General features: G+C 32.9%; 20 protein-coding genes. 16 read left to right on the top strand and 4 right to left on the bottom strand.

The window, feature by feature from the left end:
- Positions 1–11 precede the first annotated feature (11 nt).
- Positions 12–1382, bottom strand: coding sequence for a glycosyltransferase family 87 protein (locus tag DNU06_RS05025; protein WP_111062135.1), 1371 nt, complete (start codon positions 1380–1382; stop codon positions 12–14).
- An 87-nt stretch (positions 1383–1469) separates the two neighbouring features.
- On the opposite strand from DNU06_RS05025, the gene DNU06_RS05020 reads away from it, so the two are divergent.
- The 11 genes from DNU06_RS05020 (at position 1470) to DNU06_RS04970 (ending at position 15077) form a co-directional block, all read left to right on the top strand.
- Positions 1470–2147 (top strand): tetratricopeptide repeat protein, encoded by a 678-nt coding sequence (locus tag DNU06_RS05020; protein ID WP_111062134.1) that lies wholly within the window; start codon positions 1470–1472, stop codon positions 2145–2147.
- Between the two features lie 4 nt (positions 2148–2151).
- Positions 2152–2646, top strand: a complete 495-nt coding sequence (gene ribH / locus DNU06_RS05015; RefSeq protein WP_111062133.1) for a 6,7-dimethyl-8-ribityllumazine synthase — start codon at positions 2152–2154, stop codon at positions 2644–2646.
- Positions 2647–2766: 120 nt separating this feature from the next.
- Positions 2767–3387 (top strand): TetR/AcrR family transcriptional regulator, encoded by a 621-nt coding sequence (locus tag DNU06_RS05010; RefSeq protein ID WP_111062132.1) that lies wholly within the window; start codon positions 2767–2769, stop codon positions 3385–3387.
- Between the two features lie 2 nt (positions 3388–3389).
- Positions 3390–4730: a TolC family protein gene (locus DNU06_RS05005; RefSeq protein WP_111062131.1), complete on the top strand. Its 1341-nt coding sequence runs from the start codon at positions 3390–3392 to the stop codon at positions 4728–4730.
- 26 nt (positions 4731–4756) lie between these two features.
- Positions 4757–5896 carry an efflux RND transporter periplasmic adaptor subunit gene (locus tag DNU06_RS05000; protein WP_111062130.1) on the top strand — a complete coding sequence of 380 codons (1140 nt, stop codon included), beginning with the start codon at positions 4757–4759 and terminating at the stop codon, positions 5894–5896.
- Positions 5897–5908: 12 nt separating this feature from the next.
- Positions 5909–9388, top strand: a complete 3480-nt coding sequence (locus tag DNU06_RS04995; protein WP_111062129.1) for an efflux RND transporter permease subunit — start codon at positions 5909–5911, stop codon at positions 9386–9388.
- Between the two features lie 116 nt (positions 9389–9504).
- Positions 9505–10200: a response regulator transcription factor gene (locus tag DNU06_RS04990; RefSeq protein ID WP_111062128.1), complete on the top strand. Its 696-nt coding sequence runs from the start codon at positions 9505–9507 to the stop codon at positions 10198–10200.
- Complete coding sequence (locus tag DNU06_RS04985) at positions 10197–11447, top strand: sensor histidine kinase (RefSeq protein ID WP_111062127.1); 1251 nt, start codon at positions 10197–10199, stop codon at positions 11445–11447. The genes DNU06_RS04990 and DNU06_RS04985 overlap by 4 nt, the downstream gene beginning before the upstream one ends.
- Positions 11448–11918: 471 nt before the next feature.
- Positions 11919–13688 (top strand): T9SS type A sorting domain-containing protein, encoded by a 1770-nt coding sequence (locus DNU06_RS04980; protein WP_111062126.1) that lies wholly within the window; start codon positions 11919–11921, stop codon positions 13686–13688.
- A gap of 345 nt (positions 13689–14033) precedes the next feature.
- Positions 14034–14492: a TlpA family protein disulfide reductase gene (locus DNU06_RS04975; RefSeq protein WP_111062125.1), complete on the top strand. Its 459-nt coding sequence runs from the start codon at positions 14034–14036 to the stop codon at positions 14490–14492.
- A gap of 42 nt (positions 14493–14534) precedes the next feature.
- Positions 14535–15077, top strand: coding sequence for a redoxin domain-containing protein (locus DNU06_RS04970; RefSeq protein WP_111062124.1), 543 nt, complete (start codon positions 14535–14537; stop codon positions 15075–15077).
- A gap of 10 nt (positions 15078–15087) precedes the next feature.
- Here DNU06_RS04970 and DNU06_RS04965 read toward each other — a convergent pair whose 3' ends face one another.
- The 3 genes from DNU06_RS04965 to mazG all read right to left on the bottom strand — a co-directional run bounded on the left by DNU06_RS04965 (position 15088) and on the right by mazG (position 17585).
- Positions 15088–16173, bottom strand: coding sequence for a tetratricopeptide repeat protein (locus tag DNU06_RS04965; RefSeq protein ID WP_111062123.1), 1086 nt, complete (start codon positions 16171–16173; stop codon positions 15088–15090).
- Positions 16157–16744, bottom strand: coding sequence for an RNA polymerase sigma factor (locus DNU06_RS04960; RefSeq protein ID WP_111062122.1), 588 nt, complete (start codon positions 16742–16744; stop codon positions 16157–16159). The genes DNU06_RS04965 and DNU06_RS04960 overlap by 17 nt, the downstream gene beginning before the upstream one ends.
- 61 nt (positions 16745–16805) lie before the next feature.
- On the bottom strand, positions 16806–17585 hold the full coding sequence (gene mazG, locus DNU06_RS04955; protein ID WP_111062121.1) for a nucleoside triphosphate pyrophosphohydrolase: 780 nt from the start codon (positions 17583–17585) through the stop codon (positions 16806–16808).
- Between the two features lie 65 nt (positions 17586–17650).
- Here mazG and DNU06_RS04950 point away from each other — a divergent pair, with 65 nt between their 5' ends.
- The 5 genes from DNU06_RS04950 to DNU06_RS04930 all read left to right on the top strand — a co-directional run bounded on the left by DNU06_RS04950 (position 17651) and on the right by DNU06_RS04930 (position 21648).
- The gene (locus DNU06_RS04950) at positions 17651–18769 is read left to right on the top strand and encodes an acyloxyacyl hydrolase (RefSeq protein ID WP_158526819.1); all 1119 of its coding nucleotides are present in this window, start codon (positions 17651–17653) and stop codon (positions 18767–18769) included.
- A complete protein-coding gene (locus tag DNU06_RS04945) occupies positions 18763–19497 on the top strand; it encodes a GIN domain-containing protein (RefSeq protein ID WP_111062119.1) in 735 nt (244 codons plus the stop codon). The genes DNU06_RS04950 and DNU06_RS04945 overlap by 7 nt, the downstream gene beginning before the upstream one ends.
- A 45-nt stretch (positions 19498–19542) precedes the next feature.
- On the top strand, positions 19543–19743 hold the full coding sequence (locus DNU06_RS04940) for a membrane or secreted protein (RefSeq protein WP_111062118.1): 201 nt from the start codon (positions 19543–19545) through the stop codon (positions 19741–19743).
- Positions 19744–19842: 99 nt separating this feature from the next.
- Positions 19843–20736 carry an ABC transporter ATP-binding protein gene (locus tag DNU06_RS04935; RefSeq protein ID WP_111062117.1) on the top strand — a complete coding sequence of 298 codons (894 nt, stop codon included), beginning with the start codon at positions 19843–19845 and terminating at the stop codon, positions 20734–20736.
- A 3-nt stretch (positions 20737–20739) separates the two neighbouring features.
- On the top strand, positions 20740–21648 hold the full coding sequence (locus DNU06_RS04930; protein WP_111062116.1) for a hypothetical protein: 909 nt from the start codon (positions 20740–20742) through the stop codon (positions 21646–21648).
- Positions 21649–21684: the final 36 nt, after the last annotated feature.

Genomic DNA, 21684 nt, shown 5'->3' with positions numbered 1-21684 from the left:
AATAACCTTGGTTAATCTTTAGTAGAAATTCCCATAAAATCTTTCCATTGAATTTTAATGTCTTTTTTACTGCTGTTATTTTTTATTTCTATTCCTATGTAAATAAAAAGGGCCAAGTACAGGAGACTATTTAATAGTATGTTTTCTGAAAAGTCGGCATGGGCATAGGCCAAGTACGAAAACATCACCAAAGCACTCCAAAGTACCCCAAATTTATAATTGGTAAACATAGAAAAAGTAAGGACTAAACTAATGTACCATGGGTGAACAGTGGTTGCAAATACATAGTAAATGGTTAGCGCGAATAAAATAGCAATGATAAAATCATTGGGCTTTTTATCGGCTTTTAATAGGCCTAGGAGTAAAATCCCGCCTATTGCTATCTTACTTAAAAGTGGTCCAACTATTTGTGTGGTATCCCATCCAATATATTCAGAATAGGCAAGGTTTACCCAAGCAAAAACACTTGCGTTAAATTGAAAACTTTTAAAATATAGTTGTAAACTAGACAAAAAGTGCCCAATGTTTTGTGCATCTAATAAAATGCCAGCAAAAAGCAAAACAACGAGTATCACGACAGCCGTAAAGCCAACACTGTTGCGCCACTTTAATTTTTTATAGACAAATGGGATAAATAGTAAAGGAATCAATTTGATATGAATGGCCAAGCCTAAAAATAAGCCGGCAATAATCCAGTTATTTTTTAATATATAATAAATAAAACCAAGAATGAAACATAGCATTACTCCTTCAAAATGAAGGTTCCCCGAAAATTCTAAAAGGATAAATGGATTTACAAAATACCATGCTATTTTGTTTTGTGCTTGTCCTAATATTTTTAATATTTTGATACCAAAAAAGAAAACGCCTAGGTCACCGAGGATAATAATAAGCTTTAAGACCACTAAATTTATGCTCAAATTATCTGAAAATAAAGCCGCAATTGCAAAAAAGAATTGATTTAATACCGGATAACAAGAATAGTTAGCTTGCGATAATTCCCCCATCCCGTGATAAAGGGATAGATAATAGTCATTACTTAAAAAAGCACCGTATGAAATTAATTCATTTGGGGTGTATTGATAAGGGTTGGTCCCTTGGAGCAGTAATTCACCATCCCATATAAACCGATAAAAGTCATTGGATAATTCCGGGGATATAAATAAAAGGGTGACTCTAGCGAGTAAACCGACAATTAAAATTTGCTTGATACTTGAATTTTTGGCGAGTACCATCCAGAATATACCAAAAAGTACAGCATATTGGGTGATAAATAAAATGAAATTAGTTCTTTTAGTATATGCTGCAATACTGAATAAAATAGCAATAAAAATGAGGGTAAGCACATAATAAATTACTTTATCTTTTACAATTTTAATCATAGTTGGCAAAAATAATAGCTAAAATTGGAGAATTACTATGATATAACAATAAAAAAAATTATTTTTGCGAGCGTTTAAAAAATTGAAATGGCAAAGAAAAAAAATAATACAAGAGCAAAAGTTAAAGAAGTGTCAGAAGATTTGACAACAACGGAAAACTTTTTAGATAGAAATAGAAAGACAATTATTTTATTGAGCGGAGCTATCTTAGCTGTGTTGGTAGGGTATATTGGTTATTTAAAATTTATTAAAGAACCTGCAGAGGTTGCTTCTCAAGAAGAAATTTGGAATGCTTTTTATGCTTTTGAAAATGATTCTACACAAATAGCTATTGACGGTACTGAAAACTTTTCTGGAATGGAATACATTGCAGATAAGTATAAAGGTACTTCAGGTGGAGATATTTCTAATTATGCCATGGGAATTATGAGCATGGAAAATGGTGAGTTTGAAACAGCACTTGATTATTTAGATAACTGTAGTTTTGAGGATGTAATGATCGGTAACCTATGTATTGGTTTACAAGGCGATTGTTATGTAGAACTTGGGGAATATAAAAAAGCAGCCAAGTATTTTCAAAACGCAGCTAACCGTGAGGCTAATGAATTTACTTCTCCTATGTTTTTGAAAAAAGCTGGTTTAGCTTTAGAAGAATTAGGCGAAACTTCAAAAGCAAATAAATTGTATACCAAAATAAAAACTGAATATGCAAATTCTGAAGTGGCAAGCGACATAGATAAGTATATCGGTAGAACTAACTCTTAAAATAATGGCAACAGCCTTAAAAAATTTATCAGAATACGATAAGGATAATATTCCTGATGGTGCCGATTATAAAATCGGCATTGTTGTTTCTGAATGGAACCATAACATTACTGGTAACCTATTGAAAGGAGCAGAAGAAGCTTTACTTGAAAATGGTGTTTTGGCTAATAATATTTTAGTAAAATATATACCAGGGACTTTTGAATTACCAACCGCAGCACAGTTTATGGCTAATTATACCGAGGTAGATGGTATCATTACTATAGGGTCTGTAATTCAAGGAGAAACTAAGCATTTTGACTTTGTCTGTGAAGCAGCAGCACAAGGTGTGAAAGATGTAGCACTTAAGCATAACTTACCGGTTATTTTTTGTGTATTAACCGACAATAACTTACAGCAAGCTATTGATCGTTCTGGCGGTAAACATGGTAATAAAGGGGTAGAAGCTGCTGTAGCTTGTCTTAAAATGATTGAACTACAAGAGTCTCTAAACCAATAAAATTATTTTTATTTAAAAATAAGCTACTGATTATTAGTTAGTAGCTTATTTTTTGCTCTCACCGGAAACAATTTACACAAAAAATGTTTCCAATATGAAAAATGTAGTTACCTTTGCGCCATGAATGATAAAAAAGCAGATTTTTTATTGGCTGCTTCCAATGTATTTATGAAGTACGGCATCAAAAGTGTAACCATGGATGAAATGGCTAGGCAATTGGGTATGTCAAAAAAAACAATTTATACTTTTGTAAAAGATAAAAATGACCTGGTTACTTCTTGTATTCGATTAGGACATGAAGCTGAAGTAAAAGACATTTGCAGTATTCGTGACAACGCAGAAAACGCAATAGATGAATTTTTAGAAATGAGTCGCGTGGTGAGTAATAGATTAAAAACAATTCATCCTTCCATATTTTTTGATTTACAAAAGTACCACACAAAGGTTTTTACTGAGTTTAATAAAAGTACCAATGAATTCATTATGAAGTCGGTGATTGAAAATCTTACCATGGGTAAAGAGCAAGGATTGTACCGACAAAATATTGATAATGAGATAATGGCAAGGATGTACGTTTCTCATGTGTTTTATCTTTTTAATGGAGAAGTGTTCCCTGCTAATGAATTTAGCTATTCAACGGTGCATTCCGAATTTTTCCGCTATCATATTCGTGGGATTTCAAGTAAAAAAGGATTGATATATCTACAAGATTTAATAAAAACAAAAAAGTACGATTTATAATTATGAAAAATGCAATTAAAATATTTCTAGTTTTTTCCATGAGCTGTTTTCAGGTGATTGGCCAAGAAGGAGAAAAATCATTTAGCCTTGTGGAAGCTGAAGCGTATGCTTTGGAACACAATGAAAATATTAAAAATGCTGATTTAGATGTATTGGCTGCGGAAAAAAAGATTTGGGAAACCATTGCCATTGGATTACCCCAAGCACAATTGGAAGGTCAATTCCAGCAATTAATTGATATTCCTGTAACGGTTGTAGATGCAAGTTTGTTCAATCCCGCTGCACCTGCAGGTTCTGTAATGGAATTCAAAATGGGACAAGAATTTTCAACCAGTGCTACGTTAAGCGTGAATCAATTGTTGTTTGATGGGTCCTATATTGTAGGCTTACAATTTACGAAGTTCTATAAAAAAATATCGGAGACTGCTTTTTTAAAATCACAGCAAGATACTAAAGCATTAGTCCGTGAAGCATATTACAATATTTTAATTGCGCAACAGAATGTCGACCTTTTAGATTCTATTGCTTTAACTACAAAAAAACTTTGGGACCAATCGCAAGGTTATTATGAAGCAGGCTTTTTATTAAAAGAAGATTTAGATCAATTTGAAATTACTTTTAATAGAATGGAATTGAACCTCAAGAATGCTAAAAATCAATTGCTAATTGCTAAAAACATGTTGAAATTACAACTAGGTATAAGCATGAAAGAAACGATTTCACTTTCACAAAATTTTGAAGAAGTTTTAAAAGAAATTGAATCCAATAATCCGGCACTTCAAAGTTTTAACATTGAAAATAATTTTGATTTTCAAATGGTGAACCAACAAAAAACATTAGATGAATATAGTTTAAAAAATGAAAAAGCGAAATACTTACCTTCTGCATATGCGTTTTTATCACATGCGCAAAATGCCTATAGAAGTGAATTTGATTTTTTCCAAGACAAGGCTTGGTATCCTACCACAGTATGGGGGATTGGGGTTACCGTACCAATTACTACAAGTGGTCAAAAAGTGATGAAAGTGCAACAAGCAGAAATAAAAATTCAACAAGATCAAAACAGTATAGAACAATTAAAAAGAGGCCTTGAATTTCAAGAATTGCAGCTAAAAGCCATGTTTATTAATGCTTATGAAAAAATGCATTTAGAAGAGCAAAATGTGTCTTTAGCGCAAAACATTTACCAAAAATCTTTAGAAAGAAAAGAAGTAGGGGCAGTTTCTGCTTTAGATGTTACCCAAAAACAAAATCAATTATTACAAGCCGAAGGAAATTATATAGCTGCCATCATGGAGATGTTAAATTATAAAATTCAATTGGATAAATTATATAATCAATAAATACAATTACCATTAACTATACAACAATGAAACAAATTATCATTTTAACAGGCTTAATTATTGTAATGGCTGCCTGCGGCACTTCATCAAGTGAAAATCCTGTGCTGACTGATTTAATATCAAAACGGGACTCCTTAAAAGCAAATCTTTCCATTGTCAATGAACAAATAGCAGCGGCAGATACTACTAAAAAAGAAGTAATCTTATTGGTGACTACGGAGTCTGTTCGAAAAGAAAAATTCAGCCATAAAGTAGAAATTCAAGGAGAAGTGGAAACGGATCAAAATGTGATGCTGAATGCAGAAGCAAATGGTGTGATCAAAAAAGTGAATGTAAAAGAAGGGCAAAAAGTGTCTAAAGGACAAGCATTGGTGATTATTGATTCTGAAATTATTTCGACTTCTATTGCGGAATTGAAAACAGGCTTGGAATTGGCCAATTTTATGTACAATAAACAAGTAGAATTAAGTAAAAAAGGCTTGGGTACCGAAATAGAGTTGGAGCAAGCAAAGAATCAAAAAAATTCCTTGAACTCTAAATTAAGAAGTTTGGAGGCACAAAAAGGAAAAACAGTGGTTCGTGCACCGTTTTCTGGAATAGTAGATCAGATTTTTACACATACTGGAGAAATGGCCTCTCCTGCTTCACCGCTTATTCGTTTAGTGAATAATACGGACATGAGAATTACGGCTTCTGTTTCTGAAAATTATTTGGGAACCATAGAGGTGGGGACACCTGTCGGTATTAGTTTTCCAAACTATAAAAACTACAGTATAAATTCTAATATTAGTTATATTGGTAATTATATTGATGAAGTAAACAGGACGTTTAGGGTTCAGGTAAAGTTGAAAAATACTGGAGAAAAACTGTTATTACCAAATCAATTGGTGAAGTTGAATATTACAGATTTTAAATTAGATTCTGCTTTGGTGGTCTCTAAAAATGCCATTCTTCAAGATACTGAAAATAATAATTATGTATACGTTTTGACTGCTAGTGATGGTGATTTCTACAGCGTAAAAAAGGTATATATCCATATATTATCTTCTTATAAAGGCCAAGCAGCGATTGAAGCAAAAGAAAAAAATTCAATTGAAGAGAATTCAAGAATTGTGTTAGCTGGAGGTAAAGGTATTACAGAAAAAGATAAAGTTAAATTACAGTAAGCAACCACCACAATGGAAGAAAAGAAAGATAAAAAACAATTTGGATTAACTACTTGGGCTGTAAATAATAGAAAAACGGTCTATTTATTATCCTTTATAATTTTTGTAGCAGGTATTGGTGCTTATACAAGCATGCCAAAAGAAAACTTTCCTGAATTACAAATCCCAGAAATATATGTAGGTATTGCCTATCCAGGTAACTCCCCTGAGATTATTGCAGATAAAATTGCCGACCCAATTGAAAAGGAACTAAATTCTATTGATGATGTAGATGAGATTACTTCAACTTCTATCAACGGTTATGTTACTATATCTACCAAGTTCAACTTTAATGTTACGGCAAAAGATGCCTTACAAGATGTAAAAGATGCAGTAGATAAAGCTAGGGCTAAAAAAGAATTTCCTTCCGATTTACCCGTCGAGCCGAATATTTTTGAATTGGATATGTCTCAAATGGCGATCATGAATATTAATCTTTCTGGGGATTATTCTACGGAGCAATTAAAAGATTATGGTGAAGTTATTGAGGAAAAAATTGAAGATTTGACCGAAATTTCTGAAGTAGATATTCGTGGTGTTCAGGAAAAAGAAATGAAAATTGAATTGGACCGTTATAAGGCCGAAGCTGTTGATGTATCTTTTACGACTGTTGAAAATGCCATCAACGGAGAAAATATTACCATGTCTGGTGGTGAAATGCAAGACGGCAATACCAAAAGAACCATTCAAATTGAAGGGGAGTTCAAGTCTGCCCAAGAAATTGAAAATATCATCATTAAGCAAGACGATTATAAGCCTATTTATTTAAAAGATGTGGCCAAGGTTTCTTTTGCAGATTCTGATACATCTTCTTATGCGAGAGAATACGGTAGAACCGTTGTAATGCTAGATGTAAAGAAAAGAGGTGGAGAGAACTTATTAGATGCTTCTGATAAAATCATGGAGATTTTAGCAAATTTAAAAATTGAAAAAGTAATTCCTTCGGATATTAAAATTTCAGTAACTAATGACCAGTCGGATAAAACTAGAGAAATGGTTTCCAACTTGGAAAATTCAATATACTTTGGTATTCTATTGGTAGTAGGCGTGTTATTGTTCTTTTTAGGAATTAGAAATGCCTTATTTGTTGGCGTAGCTATCCCATTGTCTATGTTATTGTCTTTTATGATATTAAATGGAATGGGGATTACCTTAAACACCATGGTATTGTTTGCTATGGTATTGGCCTTAGGAATGTTGGTCGATAATGGAATTGTAGTGGTGGAAAATATTTATCGTTTGATGGATGATGGAATGGATTCTTTTAAAGCTGCAAAATATGGGGTAGGTGAAGTTGCTTGGCCTATTATTGCTTCTACAGCTACTACCTTAGCCGCGTTTATTCCTTTGGCATTTTGGCCTGGTATCATGGGGGAATTCATGAAATATTTACCCATTACTTTAATTATCGTCTTAGGTTCATCTCTTTTTGTTGCCTTGGTAATTAATCCTGTTTTTACTGCTGTTTGGATGAAACTTGAATCGGATAATGAAGGCAAGTCGCACAAAAGAACTGTAATTGTAGGTGGTATTTTAATCTTACTCGGTATATTATTTTTTACCGTAAGTTTATTTTTAGCGAACGTATTAATTTTTGCTGGTTTGTTTGTGATGTTCAATCACTTTTTCCTAAGTCCTGCAGCTACTTGGTTTCAAAATAAATTTTTACCAATATTAGAAAGTGCTTATGAAAGAATGTTAACAGCAGCAATTAAAAAGAGAAGGGCTTTATGGGTGTTCATTGGCACTTTTTTCCTCCTTATATTTTCTGGTATTCTTTTGTCTATTTTCCCTCCCAAAGTATTGTTCTTTCCGGAAAGTGAACCTAATTATGCCAATGTATTTATTGAAATGCCTATTGGGACCGATATCAAAGAAACAAACCGTATCACGACGGAGGTAGAAAAAATAATCATGAATGAAATATTGCCGGATGAGATAAAAGATACTGTTGGTATGCCTCATTTCCAACATATCGTTCAATCTGTAATTGCCCAAGTAGGGGATGGCGCAAGTGATCCAAGCCGTGGTATTTCTATGGGGAATACACCTCATAAAGCTAGGGTTTCTGTGAATTTTGCAGAGTTTAAAAATCGTGGTGAATACAATACCTCTGATTTATTGAAAAAAATAACAGAAGGTTTAAGACATAAATTCCCTGCGGATGTAAAAATAACCGTTGCTAAAAATGAAAATGGACCACCTTCTGGTTCCGCTATTTCAATTGAAGTTACTGGTGAAAAAAAATACAATGAAATTATTGCCGAAGCAATGAAAATTCAAACTTTCTTAGAAAGAAAGAATGTTTCAGGGGTTGAAAAACTTTCTATGGATGTAGAGACAGGAAAGCCAGAATTGAAAATTAAAATAGACCGGGATAAAGCAAGGTTATTTAATACTTCTACTGGTCAAATTGCAATGGCTATTCGAACTTCCCTTTTTGGTAAAGACATTTCTACTTTTAAAGAAGGAGATGAAACTTATGATATTAACTTGAGGTTTGATGAAGAAGGAAGAGATAATATAGATGCGCTTTTAGATCAAAAATTGATTTTTAGAAATAATAAAGGGCAAATGTTGAGAATACCAATTCGTTCTTTGGTAGCAAATCCTACACCAACTAATACTTATAGTCAGGTTATTCATAAAGATTTAGTGCCAATTGTAACCATTACCTCAAATGTTGATCCAGGTTTTAATGATACGGAAGTGGTGAATGAATTGAAAGGTTTATTGGCTGACTTTGAAACAGAAGGATTGATCTCTGATGGTGTAAGCTATAAATTTACAGGGCAACAAGAAGAACAAGCAGAACAAATGGCCTTTTTATCAAAAGCATTGTTAATTGCTGTCTTCTTAATTTTAATTGTAATTGTTGGACAGTTTAACTCTTTCTCAACACCAGTAATTATTTTATTTGCAGTAGTGTTTAGTTTAATCGGGGTATTGTTAGGAGAGGTAATTTTCCAATTAGAATTTGTTATTATGATGACCATGATTGGTATCATATCCCTTGCAGGGGTAGTGGTAAATAATGCCATTGTATTAATTGATTATACCAACTTGTTAAGGGTAGAAAAAAGAGAGGAATTGGGGTTAGGTGAATTTGAATCCCTTTCAAAAGCTGATGTAACTAAAGCAATTATTGAAGCAGGAAAGACGAGATTAAGACCTGTTTTGTTAACCGCTATTACTACAGTTTTAGGCTTAGTTCCTCTAGCTACTGGATTTAATATTGATTTTGCAGGCTTTTTGCATAATTATGATCCAGATATCTACTTTGGTGGTGATAACAATAACTTTTTTGGTCCAATGTCTACTACCATTATTTTTGGTTTGACATTTGCCACCTTCTTAACTTTAGTAGTTATTCCTGCCATGTATTTATTATTCTTTCAATTTAAAATTTGGCTGTATAAAATTTTTAAAACGCCTATGCGAACTAATCTTTAAGATTTTTAATAAATTGATTTATAAAAGAGCGATTTCCTTGATAGGTGGTCGCTCTTTTTGGTGTTATATTGTTATCTTTAAAAAGATAACAAAGGAAAAAATATAACGGTAAATTAATGGTGGACTACGAAAATAGAAGTATTTTAATTGTAGAGGATGAAATGGATTTACAGGAGTCCATGCGCGTTTTTTTTACAGAAGAAGGTTTCCAAGTACAAGTGGCAAAAAATAAGTTTGATGCAGAAGATAAATTGATTGATCATAAATTTGACTTTGTTATATTAGACAGTGGTTTACCTGATGGAAATGGTCTCGATTTGATTAAAGTCATGAAGACAAATCAAAAAGATTTGGGTATCCTTATTTTATCCGCTAAAAACTCTTTGGATGACAAATTACTAGGATTAGATTTAGGAGCGGATGATTATATGACCAAACCCTTTCATATTGCAGAGCTTAATTCAAGAATTAAAGCCATTTATAGAAGAAGGCAAGGTAGAGAAAGCAACGGCTTAAAATTCAAAGAAATTTATATTAACCTAGATGAACAATCGGTGACTGTAAATGAAATAGAATTACCACTTACACAAAAAGAATTTCAATTACTGGTTTACTTTATCAATAACCAAAGAAGAGTTTTATCTAAGGAGTCCATATCGAATCATCTGTGGGAAAGTCAATCAGATTTAATGGGTAATTTTGACCTCATATATACCCACATCAAAAATTTACGCAAAAAAATAGAAGGGTTAAGTGGCAAAAACTATATTAAAAGTGTGTATGGCATGGGATATAAATTTATTAGTGAATGAAACTGAATAGAAAGGTAACTAATATTCAGTTTATCATTACACTAACTGCAGCGCCATTTGCTTTATTAATCATGTATTTTAGCTTTAATTTTTTCTTGGAGAGAGAAATTGATAAAAAATTAATGTTAGATGAAAGTAAAATAGCCAACTTAATAGAAAATGGTTACCTATCTTATAAAATAAGTCCATTTGCCGGGTTTAGGGTCGTGTCAGATTCTATAGCAATTTCTCAAAGTGTGAAAAATGAAGTGATACTTGATCCCTTTTTGAACAAAAATAGAGAGTTTAGAACACTAACAACCATTAAAAAAATTAATGGCATCCATTATTTAATTTATGTAAAACAATCTCTTGTTGAAAGAAAGCATATGGTGTATGTGATGGTAACTGTGATACTAATATTTATTGTTTTTTCGGCTATTATTTTTCAAATATTCTTCTGGAAAATGCAAAACAAAATATGGCAACCTTTTTTCAATAGTATCGATAAATTAAAAAAAATATCCCTAGGTGATGAAACGTTTCCAAAATTTGATCCATCAGATGTGGACGAATTTAATATGCTTAATAAGGAGTTGAATTTTATGACTAATAAAATATTGTCGGACTATTTAAGTTTAAAAGAATACGCTGAAAATGCAGCGCACGAAACCCAAACGCCATTAGCCATTATTAGACTTGAAATCGAGGAGATCATGCAAGACGATCTGCCGAATAGGGTGCGTAAAAGGATATATAAGGTGTACCAAGCAGCAAATAGGGTTTCCTTGTTGACAGAAAAATTATTGCTGTTGACGAAAATTGATAATTTAGAATTTAACAAATTAGAAGTGGTCAATGTTACAGATTTGATGTTGAAAGAAATTGGAGAACTTGATTTGTTAATCAAACAAAAAAATATTGCGATTTCTGTGCTGGTAAAACAAGATTTTAAACATAGTATGGACCTTTATTTACTATCTATTTTAGTGGATAATTTATTGTCTAATGCTATTAAGCATAATTTTCAAAATGGTAAAATTGAAATAGTTTCTGAACGTGAATCTATCGCTATAAAAAATACAACCTTCGAAAATGTAGAGGTGACAAATGTTTTTAAGCGTTTTTATAAAAGTAGTAAAACTGAAAATTCAATAGGACTTGGATTGTCTATCGTGGAAAGAATAGCAGAAATATCAAAACTACACGTAAAGGTGGAATCATTAGGTAATACCATCACATTTCATATCCAAAAAAAAATCGTGTAAATGAATGCTTGAATAATTAGATTATTATCCTTCCAATTCTTCAAAAAAGTATGAAATTAAACAAAACAAGCTATAAAGTACAGATTTTCTACAGTATTGATACAGAATTGCTACAGATTGAATGGCTATTATTACATATTGTTAGAAAATAAAGTTTGGTTAATAATTTAGCTAAAGAGTTTTCGTATAATAATATAGGATGATTTAAAAGCTGTTCGTAGATATGAACAGCTTTTTTTTATTTTTTTAATCTAGCATTAAATACAATAAAACAGAGTCTTTGTTGGGAATTTAACAAATAATAGATCGATAACACAGATTTAACACAGATTTGATTCAGAATTAGCACAGATTTGTTTTGAATATTTGTAGGTAGCTATTTTTAACTTTCTTTTCATTAAACTAAAAGAATAAACTAAAAAGGGACAAGGGAATTAATAATGGCAAACCTTAATCTATAACTAAATAAATATGAAAAAAATTTACAATTTATTCGTAAAATCTTTCGCTTTGATAGGTTTTACTTTTTCACTAACAAATGCCTCTGCGCAATATTGCACGGCGGGTCCGAGTAGTACGGGGGATTCAAATGTTGAATCAGTAACTTTAATTGGAAATTCTTCCACAATATCTTACACGGGGTGTCCTGGTTTTCTTGGTTTAGAAGATTTAACAGCAACACACAGTACCGATTTGGAAAGAGGGAATCCTTATTCAGCAGATATTATTTATGGAACCTGTGGTGGTAACTATACTGGTTATGGTAAAGTTTGGATTGATTTTAATCAAGATGGGGATTTTGATGACGCAGGAGAGGAAATAGGAAGTACCGCAGTTTCTTCAGCTGCTATACCATTGTCTTCGTCTTATTCTTTTACAGTACCATTGACAGCAACTATTGGACAAACGAGAATGCGGGTAATTCAACAAGAAAGTGGAAGTGTAGGAGCAACTCTGCCATGTGTTACTTTTACTTGGGGTTCAGCGGTTGATTTTACAATTAATATTATTGATTGTTCTGCAGGACCTTCTTATAGTACTATTTCACCTATGAGCTGTGGTTATTATACTGCACCAAGTGGAGCAGTATTTCATGATGCAGGAACTTATTCTGATACCATTGTAAACCATTTAGGTTGTGATAGTGTAATCACCATTAACTTGAGTACAACTAACACTTTCAGTACAATTAATCCAGTTGTTTGTGGAACTTATGTGACACCTTCAGGGAATAACAGTTATGGCGTTAGTGGTGTTTACTCAGATACTATACCAAATGCAGCTGGTTGTGATAGTGTGATTACGATTAATTTAACCAATAACAACTCTGTTAATGTATTTTCTACTTCAGCTTGTAATGTGTATACTTCTCCAAGTGGTATTCAGCATACACAAAGTGGTACATTTAACGATACGATAACAAACGCTGTTGGTTGTGATAGTATTATGACCATTACCTTAACCATGTTTTATAATAATAGTGTAACTATTTTTGTTTCTAGTTGTGGTGGATCTTATACTTCAAATGCAGGTAATGTATATACTGCGACAGGTGTTTATATAGAGAATTTCACTTCAGTAAATGGTTGTGATAGTATTTTATATGTAGACCTTATGGTTGCAGAAAGTGTAAATCAAAGTATTGTAGTGGAGGCTTGTGATGAATGGACTGCACCAGATGGTACCCTATTTACTGCGAATGGTACCCACATAGAGTCTTTTACAAATGTTACTGGTTGTGATAGTGTAAATACTTACTTGGTTTCAATTAACACGGTAAATGAAACTGTTACGTTGGTAAGTGCTTTGACTATTGAAGCAAACGAAACAGGGGCATCCTACCAATGGATTGACTGTAACAATGGAAACGCTGCAATTTCAGGTGAAACAGGACAGACTTTTGTTGCCTCAGTAAATGGTGACTATGCTTGTGAAGTAACTAAAGACAACTGTACTAAAGTTTCAAAATGTGTTAGAATTGGATCTTTAGGTGTTGAAAACGAAAGTACACCATTTAGTATTTATCCAAATCCTTCGATTGGTGTTTTTAATATCGAATTGAACGAAGTGACAGAGAATACCGTTTTAAATGTTACAAATGCTGCAGGTCAAGTGGTGTTTACAAGAAACATTAACGAATCTAAAACTACCATCTCTTTAGAAAATGTAAAAGCTGGAATCTACTTTATCCAAATTAAAAACGATAATGGAACGACAGTTAAATCTTTAGTGATTCAATAATTTAAGTTTGATTTTTTTATGGCGGGGTTTACGAAAGTGAACCCCGCTTTTTTTTGTTCAAAAATGAGGAGTCTAAAAATAATGCATCCTTTGTTTGGAGGGGTAGGCAATTCAAATCATATTTTATGGCATATCTGTATCTCAAACAAAATTTCTCTTTACCGTAAGTAAAGATTAACCTAGAAATTGGTTTTTGGAAAGAATCGAATACTTATTTTTCGCAGCTTATGCTTTTAATAGGTGATTTTTACATACGTCTAAACAATTTCCCAGTGTTTTATCGCATCATTTTCTTTATTTTTACCGCAAATTACAGTTTTAATGTAATTATTTAAACCAATAAAAGTGATAGTAGAAAATACAAAAGTAGATTCCATTTTGGTTAAAAATTTTGAAGGCAATGAAGTTGACTTATTGCAAGCGTATGCTAACCATAATTTATTAATTATTATTTATAATAACCAATGTTTGGGTTGTACAGGAAGGGCTATTCCTTTAGCCTATGAATTTCAAAAGCAATTTAAGAATATACAGGTGATAGGTATACACAGTAGTTTTAATGCAGAAGAAGTGACGGAAAAAGATATAAAAAGCATCTTTACCATAAAAGAACTTCCTTTTCCTATCTTATTAGATGAAGGGCATAAGGTATATGACAAATTTCAATCGGAAGGAACTCCTCAATGGTTACTTATTGATGCGAAAGGAATATTAGTCCGATCTATTTTTGGTTCTCAAGGGAGTGCTCAAAATAGGTTAATGTATGCAATAGAACAATTAGAAGGTGATGCAGGAGCAGCCTGATAAATAAAAACACAGCAATAGTAAATAACAACCAACCTTTTCATGCGTAAGATAAAACAATTAAAATCAGGAGAAACTGCCCCGCAGTTTGATGCCAAGGATATATATAATAAAGATGTGTCATTTATTGCACAAGATAAATGGACCCTTATTTCTTTTCACCGGTATGCATCCTGCCCTTTTTGTGTCGTCAGAACACATGATTTGATAGAAGCAATAGACGAATTTCAAGCTAATGATATAGATATAATTAGTCTATGGCCGTCCAGTAAAGAAAACATGCTTAAATTTATTGGGAGTGAAAAAGCGCCGTTTCCCATGGTTGCGGATATTAAAAAGTTGATTTTTGAAAATTATGGGGTTACCAAGTCCTCCAAATTTTCATTGATTCGATTGATTCGTTATCCAAAAATGGTCTGGAAGGCAATGCGAACACGCTATAAGCATGAGATTATAGATGCAGATCGATATTTATTACCTGCGGAATTTTTGGTTAACCCTTCTGGTGAAATCGTCATAGCACATTACGGCCAACATTATGCCGACCATATCGCTGTAGACAAAATACTGCGTTTTAAATCCTAAGCAAATAGCTTTACTTTTTTAATTGCTCTAAAGCCTGATCTGTATAGAAACCATTTTCTGCAACAATGTCCAATAGTACTTTTTCGGCAGATTGCATTTTATTTAAGCGCAGCAAAGTTTTTGCTTTATACCATTGTGCTTCCTCTTTAAATGGACCGGTATTCAATGCTAAAACAGCATTGAATTCATCCAATGCTTTTTCGTAATCTCCCAGGTTAAAATAACAGAGTCCACCGTAAAACATGGCATTCAGATCGAATTTGTATTGTTCAGTAATGATATTTAGTCTTTTTAAAGCATATTTATACTTATTTTTTGAAAAGTAATACATGGTTTCTTCTAAATAATCTAAATATGGAACGCCCTTGGTTTCGGCAATTAATTCCGGTTTATTTTTGGCGGCTTCTGATTCAAAAGCAGCACTAATTCCGCTTAGTTTATAGGTGGTTTTTTGTACAATTTTCTCACGGTTTTCATAAGTAGAATAATCTAATACTGCTAAATGATAAAAGAATATATAAGGATACACTTTTTGTTTAAAAAGTTTTTTGGCCACTACCTTTGGTTGTGGTTCTTGCACCAAGTCTGGGTCAATTTTGATGTCTATTTTTTCATCCCCAAGCCTTGACTTATCCCTTTTAATGTAAGTGGTATTGTCTTTGAATTGTTTTTCTAATTCTTTACTTTTTATTTGTTGGTTGGGATGAATTTCAGCTAAATTTTCAATGTCTATAGGCAGCATTTCAAGCTGGTTTTCCGGTTGGCCCATTTCTACTTCTTTTTCTATTTTCGGGACATTAAATGTACTTTGTTGCTGAATAGGGCTTGATTTGGTAAAATACAAGGTGGTCATAATGATAAAACCAATAGCTAAAATTGAAATGACTAGCCAATGGTATTGCAGTTTATGCTTGTACAATATATTTCGATTAAAATAGGACAAGGCACCAGGCGTGTTTTCATACCCCTCCATAGCATCCTTTAAAAAAGGGTCCGATAAGGCCTGTTTTTCCAAGTCGTGCATTTCGGCTGTATTCATTTTTCCGCCAAAATAACGGTCCAATGCTATGCGTGTATTTTTATGGTTTAAAGACATCTTTTTCTGCTAAAATCAATTTTAAATTTCTCTTCCCATTTTGAATAAAACTCTTTACTTTCTTTAACTCAAAACCGGTTTGTATGGCCACTTCATCATAACTCATTTTTTTTAAATAAAATAAATCAATACATACTTTTTGCTCACTTTTTAAAAAACCTATGGCCTTTTCTAACTGACTTAATTTGGCTTCCAATAAATAAACCGCCTCTAATTCAGCCTTCGCTTCACTGGGTAATACCATTAAGGTATTTGCTATTTCTTGGGTAGGGTTTTTTTTTCTAATGAATTGTAAACAATCATTTTTCGCCATGGTGTATAACCAGTTTCTTAGGTTTGCGACTTCTGATTTGGCTAATTTAAAAGGTAGTTTTTCAAAAGTTTGCATTAAAATATCTTCGGCATTTTCTTTATTTTTTAAATATTTTAAATTTACACCAAACAACATCTTGCCATACCTTTCAAAAATTTCACCTATAATTTTTGAGGATGGATTTTGAGCATACGCTTCTATTAAGTCTTCATCTGATAAAGCTTTGAGTCGTTTTTTGTAAAACAAGCCTAATAACATAGTGCGTTTTTATAATCCGTGGTTATGGAATAGATGCAATTAAAAAGACAATTCCATAAATTTAAGATTCATTTTTTTCTTTTTTAGCAGCCTCCCAATAAACATCCATTTCTTTTAAGTCCATTTCCCCTAAATTTAAACCATCTTTTTTAACTGATTTTTCCATCCATTGAAATCGATTGATAAATTTTTTATTGGTCCTAGCTAACGCCATTTCCGGATCCACGCCAATCCAACGTGCATAATTGATTAAAGAAAATAATACATCCCCAAACTCTGCTTCCATTTTGTCTTGATCTCCGGCATGCTCTTCTACCTTTAATTCTGCAATTTCCTCTTCTACCTTATCCCACACTTGTGCTTTGTTGTCCCATTCAAAACCAATTCCTTTTACTTTGTCTTGAATTCTTGTTGCTTTTACTAGGGCTGGAAGTGATTTTGGAACACCTTCTAAAATAGATTCTTTTCCTTCTTTTAATTTTAACCTTTCCCAGTTTGCTTTTACTTCCTCTTCATCTGCTACTTTTACGTCTCCATAAATATGCGGGTGACGGTGAATTAATTTTTCACAAACGGTATTCAATACGTCTGCGACATCAAATTGTCTTTGTTCGGAAGCAATTTTTGAATAAAAAACTAGATGCAACATTATATCTCCCAATTCCCCTTTAATTTCATCCATGTCCCCATCTAAAATGGCATCTGTTAATTCATAACATTCTTCAATGGTTAAATGTCTTAATGTTTGCATGGTTTGTTTTTGATCCCAAGGACATTTTTCACGGAGTTCATCCATGATAATCAAGAGCCTTTCGAAGGCTTTTAGTTTGGCTTCCATCATTCTAATTCTTTTTCCTCAAATTTACACTAATTTAGTAGATTTGTAAGTCTAATATATCTATTCACTTGTATAAGTTAAAGAATCTTCTCCGCCATTTTATTTTTATTGGACTATGTGGTCTTTTCACACCTCTCGTGGGGCTTGGTCAAGCCAATAAAAATATAGGTTACTATGCACAAGTAAAAGGTAGTTTTTTAATGGCTCACCGATCTGCCATGTCTCATTTGGTAAAAGAAAATGCTTATGGTTTTGAAATAGGAATAATTAAACACCTACAAAGTTCGATTAATGACCCACAGTATCGTTTTCCAGCAATTGGCCTAAATTTAGAGTACCGAAATTTTGGTTATGATGCCGTATTGGGCAAGGCTTTGTCTATGTCTCATTTTTATAACTTGCCTTTCTACCAAAAAAAAGACTTTTTTATCGATTTTCAATTTGGTACTGGAATCGGGTATATTACAAAAAAGTTTGATTTAGATAATAATTTAACGAACAACGCCATAGGCTCTCACTTTAATGCAAAAGTAACCTTAAAGTTATTATTTACTAAGTACATAAATCGCATTAATTTTGGTGGTGGACTTGAATTATCTCACTATTCTAATGGCGCCATTACTTATCCAAATTTAGGGCTAAATTTACCTGCTGTTTTTGTCCAAATTGGTTTTTTACCTGCCGGAAGAAAGGCTTTTCAAAAAGACGGACATTACGAAGAGGATGTGTTCAAAAAATATTTTAAAATGAAAGTTTTGGTCTCCGCCATATTTTCAGTCAAACAAGTAGGCGCCAATCCTTACTTGCCAAAAAGGTATCCCGTTTTTGGGGTACGTGGCACTTTTCAAAAAAAAATCAGTAAATTATGGTTCGCTGATTTTAGTGTAGATGTGATCCAAAATGAAGCTAATGTCCATGTTTATCCCTATGCCGACTATAGCCAAGCGGATGCCTTGCAGATTGGTCTTTATGTAGGGGCAGCATATACATTTTATAAAAGTGAAATTGTATTTGGTTTGGGGTATTATGTGCGCGACAAAATTAATCCTTTAGGAAAGGTGTATAATAAAATAGGTTACCGTTATCATTTAAATTCAAATTGGTATGGCTTGTTTAATGTACGTGCTAATCTTGGAAAAGCAGATTTTTTTGAATTCGGAATTGGTTATCAACTTAAAAAATGGTGAAGTACTTTATTTATATATGGTTCATATTTAGTTTTATCGCTTGTAAAAAAGCGACGGAGAGGCGTTGTTGGAAATCAGTAGGGGAGCCAGGTAAAAGGAGCCTCTCTATTGCGGATGTTGAAAGGTTTGTCTTGCACAAAAATATCACGTATATCATGCACCAAAATGACTCCAACAAAGTAGTGATTGAAGCCGGTGTAAATATGTTGCATTTAGTTGAGGTAAGAAATGAAGCGGCGGTTTTAACTATTGAAAATAAATCCTACTGTAATTTTTTAAGAGACGCAGATAAAAAAGTCAAGGTACATATCCATTACCCAGCGTTTAAAAATATCTATGCAGAGATTTCTGATTCTATTATTTTTTTAGATACCATGAAGGGCGAATCACTGCATTTAGAAATGCGTGAAGCTGGAGGGGTAGCAGTTTTAACAACGCAATTAAATGATTTAAAGTTATTGGTTTCTGCAGGTCCGGGTAGTTTTGTAGTGAAAGGGTTTGCCAAATATGCCAATTTAAAAGTACAGGGTCAGGGTTTTGGAGATGCGACAGGGTTGTCCATGAAATTTATCAGTATTTATCAAAATTCAGTGGCCAATCTAAAAGTTAATTTACAGGACACAGAAGGCAATGTTTTAATTGATGGTGCAGGATCAGTACTGTATAAAGGGATTCCAAAAAATGTGGAAATTATTCAAAATGGCGTTGGTAATTTTAGTCAATTTTAACATGGGTATTAAAGGTTTTGTTGTAATTTTGTAAAAAATATCGTCATGAAATTAATTTTACTTACCATTGGCTTAATTGCCTTAGCATTTGCAGGAATTGCCATCAAAATTTGGGCAAAAAAAGGCGGAGAATTTGCTGGTACTTGTGCAAGTAATAATGCTAATTTTAATGAAAAAGATGAGCCGTGTAGCTTCTGTGGTGCTCGTCCAGAGGAGAAATGTCAAAGTGAAGAATTGGCTGTCTAATTCCTTAATAATTTAACTGCTGTAACTTTTTGACTGTACCTGCGTCTTAGTTTTAAATCTTATGAGTAGATTTAAAAGTTAACTAAGAATAGTATTGGTATGGGGGAAAAAGTGATTGAAATTAACGGTCTAACAAAAAAGTACGGCAACTTTACGGCAGTTAATCAACTAAATTTAACAATAGAAAAAGGTCAAGTCTATGGAATATTAGGTCCAAATGGAAGTGGAAAGACTACTACTTTGGGAATGATTCTAGATGTGATTAATCCTACCAGTGGTTCTTATACCTGGTTTGAAACTAAACCTTTTGAAAACCACCGAAACAATATTGGCGCTATTTTAGAGCAACCCATTTTTTATCCCGACTTAAGTGCTTATCGGAATTTAGAAATTTCATGTGCCATCAAAAAAGCGCCGCTCGAACGTATTGATTTAGTTTTAGAAAGAGTTGGTTTGTTAGATCGAAAAAACTCAAAATTTAGCGCCTATTCTTTAGGAATGAAACAACGTCTGGCATTGGCCTCTGCATTATTAGGCGATCCAGATGTTTTGGTTTTAGACGAGCCAACTAATGGACTAGACCCACAAGGTATTAATCAAATGCGTGAACTGATTAAAGGAATCGCAAGTGAAGGTAAAACCATTATTATATCCAGTCATTTATTAGACGAAATACAAAAAACTTGCACGCATGTCGCTATTCTTCGAAAAGGTACTTTACTAAAGGCTGGAGAAATAGGAGAACTAATTAAAACGCCTACTAGTTTTGAAATCAATGCAATAAGTAGAGATGCCTTGTTGGAAGGCTTGAAAAATTGTCCTTTTGTGCTTAGTCATGAAGAAAGAGGGGATCATATTTTAGTGGTTTGTGAAACGAATACTACGGGAAGTCAATTAAATGAATATCTGGCGTCAAAACAAGTCTATTTGTCGCATTTAAATAAGTTTAAAATCTCATTAGAAGAAGAATTTTTAAATATTGTAAATAATTAAATTATGACTAAGCAAATTTTAAAAACAGAATATTTGAAGTTAAAAGGAAATACCTCTTTTAGGGTTTTTTCTATATTTTTCCTGGTCTTTTTACCCGTCATTATTTTTACTATTCCCAGTATTATTACAGATGGTTTAACAGGCATTAATACCTATCCGTTTTTACCAAGAGACTATGAAACTACATGGTATTTTACGGCTTATATCGCGAGTTGGTTTAGTTTATTTATCCTATCTTTTATACTGATTTTTCACATCACAAATGAGTATACTTACAAAACAGTGCGACAAAATATTATTGATGGGTATAGTCGAATGGATTTCTTTAAATCAAAATTGTATATGCTATTGACCATAGCAATTATTGCAACTTTATATGTGGCCATAGTCGGATTTTCTGCAGGTTTATATTTTCAATCGTTCGAAGTAGCGGAAGGAATGGATTTAAATCCCATGGATTTGATGGGTGGAGGAGACATGCCAAATCCTATGGATATAATGGATAAAATGACCAATCCTACATTCGTTAGTTTAGATTTTGGAAGTCCATTAGTAGGGATGACCGCAGTACTTTCCTATTTTGTTCAAGTATTGGCTTATTTGGTGTTTGCTATATTTATGGGGTTTTTACTTAGAAAAGGAGCCATAGCCGTTATTGTTTACTTTGCAGCTTTTGTAGTAGAAAGAATTATAGGTGTCCAATTAAATGGGAATGGCCTGGGGTGGATTGGAGAGCACTTACCTTTGCGTGTATTTTCACAAGTCTTACCACATCCAAGTTTTTCAGATTTAATCATGGGCTTGCAATCGGTGGATAATTTGAATCCAAAAAATGTGTGGTTAAGTTTGGTGTATGTGCTGTTATTTTTACTGCTTACTCGATTTATATTTTTCAAGCGTGATGTGGCTTAGGCTGTTAAAAAACGTTAAGGTAAACACCAAGAGGGA

Source organism: Putridiphycobacter roseus (genome assembly GCF_003234935.1).
Classification (GTDB): Bacteria; Bacteroidota; Bacteroidia; order Flavobacteriales_D; family Crocinitomicaceae; genus Putridiphycobacter; species Putridiphycobacter roseus.
The sequence above is the reverse complement of the archived record's forward strand: the minus strand, read 5'-3'. Positions and strand labels throughout refer to the sequence as shown.